The organism is Halopseudomonas salina (assembly GCF_014637955.1).
GTDB classification, from domain to species: domain Bacteria; phylum Pseudomonadota; class Gammaproteobacteria; order Pseudomonadales; family Pseudomonadaceae; genus Halopseudomonas; species Halopseudomonas salina.
On sequence record NZ_BMFF01000015.1, the window covers coordinates 1 to 3,785 of the forward strand.

The window sequence follows — 3,785 nt, forward strand, 5'->3', positions numbered from 1 at the left end:
CGCCGTAGGATTCAGCGCAAACCTTGGTCAATGCCGCTGTCAGAGTGGTCTTGCCATGGTCGACGTGACCGATGGTGCCCACGTTAAGGTGCGGTTTTTTACGTTCAAACTTCTCTTTAGCCATCGAGAGACCCCTTATTCGTGAGTACGATGCGCGTGTCACGCGACCATTAAATAAAAGGCAGATATTCGCATATCTGCCTCTATACTGGAGCTCATGAGCGGAATTGAACCGCTGACCTCACCCTTACCAAGGGTGTGCTCTACCAGCTGAGCTACATGAGCATTCAGACTTGTTGCAGAGCCAGATTGGAGCGGGTAGCGGGAATCGAACCCGCACCATCAGCTTGGAAGGCTGAGGTTCTACCGTTGAACTATACCCGCCTAGCACTGGCTTATTGCGAAATCTGGTGGAGGGGGAAGGATTCGAACCTTCGAAGCTTTCGCGTCAGATTTACAGTCTGATCCCTTTGACCGCTCGGGAACCCCTCCGTAAAAGAGGCGCCATTTTCTTCACTTGGCGCCACACTGTCAACACATTTATTAGCAAAAACCGCTACTTGTATGCTGAAAGTGATTTTCGGTGCCACCCAATCTGGAGAAAATGAGTCGCAACGCGGCGCATATGATAGGCCAAGCGCTTTCAGTACGCAACGGGATCACAGGGATCGAACTGATGCTGCAGCCCGGGAAAGCTCTCGCGCATGCGGGCCAGCATCGATTGATCCACTAACCTTCTGGCGTCAGCATCAACCTGTACCAGGTATTCGGCGGAGACCTTCTCAAGCGCTTCCACCTCAACGCCGTAACCCTCGGCCTGCAACTGGGCCTGTCGCGCAAGTGCATAATCCTCGCGACTGAACACCCCAAGAGATATGTTCCCAGCCAACGGGCCCTGACTAATCAGAAAACTGTCAATACCCTGGGCCTGCAACAACTTCAATCGCTGAATGGCTTCAGGCGACCCTCCCTGTACTGGAAATATCAACCAATAGTCGAGCGCATCTGCCACCTCCCTGGAGATAACTTTTGACTGTATTGACAAAGCCAGAAGCCTTTGACGCAACTGCTCGGCTTTCTCCGAGGTTTTAAAGGCCCCCAGATTGACGCACAGACTGGCAGGAGTGGCCGGCAAGGTAGTGGACTCATGACGCACTAGCGACTCTCCGGCACTCTCAGAGGCGAGACCCTCCAAAGGCACATCAGCAGAGTCGTAGAGCGCTTGCACGGCTTTATCGTCCTGCAATTGCCACAACGCATAGAGGACATTCAACAACAGTAGAAAAAGAAATACCGAGCGCATCATGCTTCCCCGAGCGGACAAGCCAAGGCAAGTCCTTCGAAAACAAGATCACTTATCACTTCGCAGTCCCCTTGCAGGGCTTCAGCCATCCGCTCGGCATCACCTCCGGTCAGTATTACCAGCATGTCTTCACCCAGAAGCTGATGCGCGATACGACTCTGTTCGCGAACAAAGCCAGCCAACATGAGGTCACAGCCATATTCCACGGCCTGCGCGGTTGTGTTACCCGGGGTGGGTAAAAGCAGATCTCCCAGCAAACTTTCGTCATAGCGTATGAGGCGTGTATGCCTCTTCAAACCGTTGCGCAGAAGCTTGCTGCCAGGTGCAATATAGCCACCCAGATGCTGGCCCTCAGGATCAACAAAATCAACTGTAATGGCTGTCCCAAGATCAATTACAACACATGCACGGCCACACCGATTGTAAGCTGCGACCAGTGCCAGCCAACGATCCATCCCGAGCTTGCTGAAGTCTGCATAGCCATTACGAACTCCGGCAAGTTCGAGACTGCCTCTGGCCAACATAGGGTGCAGCTTGAGCCAACTGGTCAATTGATCCATGACGACCTGTGTCTCTTCGGGAGACCGTACACTCACCAGCCGACAAGCATGAATCTCGCGCTCCTGGCCCCCGAGTAACAACTGCAGCTCAACCAGGTCAGGCGCCATATCCCTATCCCTTACTCGCCCCTCGCGATCCACCAGGCGCCACTTGATCAGCGTGTTCCCACAATCCAACTCAAGAAGCATCCTGTTTCCTCAGGCTGACTTCGCCCCCATTGGCCAGCACCAAACCATCATCCGTCTCAAGCTTGAGAGCCCCACGCTCAGTAACGCCACAGTGACGCCCTGAAATTACATGACTACCAGACACAACATTCACCATATGACCAAACCAGGCATCTAGCTGCTGCCAACCCGGTACAAATGGTTCGAAACCACTGTGTCGAAATATTTCTATTGCTTTCAGCAATTTTGCCGTGAAAAGTGCGACCAGCTTGTTCCTGTCCAGTTCGCCCTGAGGGGAAGACTGAAGTAAAGATGTCCAGGCTTGCTCAATAGGTCCTCCTGACTCTTCCCGCATCAACACATTGATCCCCACGCCGATGACCACGACACAGTCAGAAGTCAGATCACCCGCGATCTCGATCAGAATCCCGGCGAGCTTTTTACCGTCAAGCAAAATATCATTGGGCCACTTCAACTCAACACCATCGTAGCCGCAATCCTGGAGGGTTTCTGCCAGGACTATACCCACCACCAGGCTAAGCCCCTCAAGGCCTTGAGCACCGGTATCAAAGGGCTCGGTAACACTCAAATAGATGTTCTGCGCATAGGGACTAACCCAGGCGCGGCCCCGCCGACCACGACCCGCACTTTGCTGCTCACTAACACATACAAGACGGCGACGACCGAACTCGGACATGAGTCGCTGTGCCTCGGCGTTAGTTGAGTCGACATCCTGATAGAGGTGCCAACTCCAGAAGTTTCTGCAGTCGGCAGGAAGATGGTTAAGGATCACCTCCTCTTCAAGCAACACCGCCCCAACGGGGATCCGATAGCCTTTTCCACGAACCCGCTGGATAGGAAACCCCTTTTGTTCGAGAGGCCTCAAGGCTTTCCAGACCGCTGCCCGACTGACACCCAGCTTGGCACCTAGCGCTTCCCCGGAATGAAAACGCCCGTCGGACATCAATTTAAGCAAGGTGGTGAGCATGGAAACCGTCTATCTTCTGATTGAGAGACGCATGATACCGCCGCCGCTTGGCAGAATGAATGGGTAATGTGGTAATAGGCCGACAGAGAGCAGCTGCAAGCTGCAAGCTGCAAGCTGCAAGCTGCAAGCTGCAAGCTGCAAGCTGCAAGCGAATCAGTGTGGGGCGGGTGGCCGAGTAGCGGTCAAGAGTTTAGTGCCCTGACCGCCTTGGTCATTCCCGCACACAAGAGAATCCCGTCATTACCCCCCATCGTCATTCCCGCGCAGGCGGGAATCCATTTTGACGTTGAACTTGGGTGACTGTGTAACGGGCCTGGGTGCCTCCTGGAACCGACAATGGATCCCCGCATTCGCGAGGATGACGGTATCGTAGAGCACTGTGCCGAATGGTGGTGCTGCGTTACCCACACACCCAGTCATACCCGCGAAGGCGGGAATCCATTTTGACGTTGAACTTGGGTGACTGTGTAACGGGCCTGGGTGCCTCCTGAAACCGACAATGGATCCCCGCGTTCGCGAGGATGACGAGGGTGCAGTGGGCCAGCGCGGAGGCGGGGTTGGGTTCAGCTTCAAGCTTCAAGCTTCAAGCTTCAAGCTTCAAGCAAAGCAGCATAGGGCCCAGGTTTCTTGTGGCTTGTGGCTTGCGGCTTGCGGCTTGGCGCTTTTATTCCGCGCAAAGAAAAACCCCGCGCTGTTTCCAGGCGGGGCGTTTCAGTATAAGCGCTTGACGATGACCTACTCTCACATGAGGAAACCTCACACTACC

Annotated in this window: 4 protein-coding genes and 3 tRNA genes; all 7 read right to left on the reverse strand. The window is 54.3% G+C overall.

Annotated elements, in window-relative coordinates:
- A partial coding sequence (locus IEV54_RS17220; RefSeq protein WP_229734600.1) for a GTP-binding protein occupies positions 1–124 on the reverse strand: 124 nt, incomplete at its 3' end.
- 85 nt (positions 125–209) lie between these two features.
- Positions 210–285 (reverse strand) — tRNA-Thr (locus IEV54_RS17225).
- A gap of 25 nt (positions 286–310) precedes the next feature.
- Positions 311–384: transfer RNA gene (locus tag IEV54_RS17230), tRNA-Gly, on the reverse strand.
- A 24-nt stretch (positions 385–408) separates the two neighbouring features.
- Positions 409–492: transfer RNA gene (locus tag IEV54_RS17235), tRNA-Tyr, on the reverse strand.
- Between the two features lie 151 nt (positions 493–643).
- The gene (locus tag IEV54_RS17240) at positions 644–1,303 is read right to left on the reverse strand and encodes an SPOR domain-containing protein (protein ID WP_150279443.1); all 660 of its coding nucleotides are present in this window, start codon (positions 1,301–1,303) and stop codon (positions 644–646) included.
- Positions 1,303–2,052: a type III pantothenate kinase gene (locus IEV54_RS17245; protein ID WP_150279442.1), complete on the reverse strand. Its 750-nt coding sequence runs from the start codon at positions 2,050–2,052 to the stop codon at positions 1,303–1,305. Before IEV54_RS17245 ends, IEV54_RS17240 begins: the two co-directional genes overlap by 1 nt.
- A complete protein-coding gene (birA, locus tag IEV54_RS17250; RefSeq protein ID WP_223825567.1) occupies positions 2,042–3,019 on the reverse strand; it encodes a bifunctional biotin--[acetyl-CoA-carboxylase] ligase/biotin operon repressor BirA in 978 nt (325 codons plus the stop codon). The genes IEV54_RS17245 and birA overlap by 11 nt, the downstream gene beginning before the upstream one ends.
- Between the last annotated feature and the right edge of the window lie 766 nt (positions 3,020–3,785).

What these genes read in the sequence shown, in the direction of transcription:
- birA (WP_223825567.1), bottom strand. Translation starts at nt 3,019, where the DNA reads ATGCTCACCACCTTGCTTAAATTGATGTCCGACGGGCGTTTTCATTCC.
- IEV54_RS17240 (WP_150279443.1), bottom strand. Translation starts at nt 1,303, where the DNA reads ATGCGCTCGGTATTTCTTTTTCTACTGTTGTTGAATGTCCTCTATGCG.
- IEV54_RS17245 (WP_150279442.1), bottom strand. Translation starts at nt 2,052, where the DNA reads ATGCTTCTTGAGTTGGATTGTGGGAACACGCTGATCAAGTGGCGCCTG.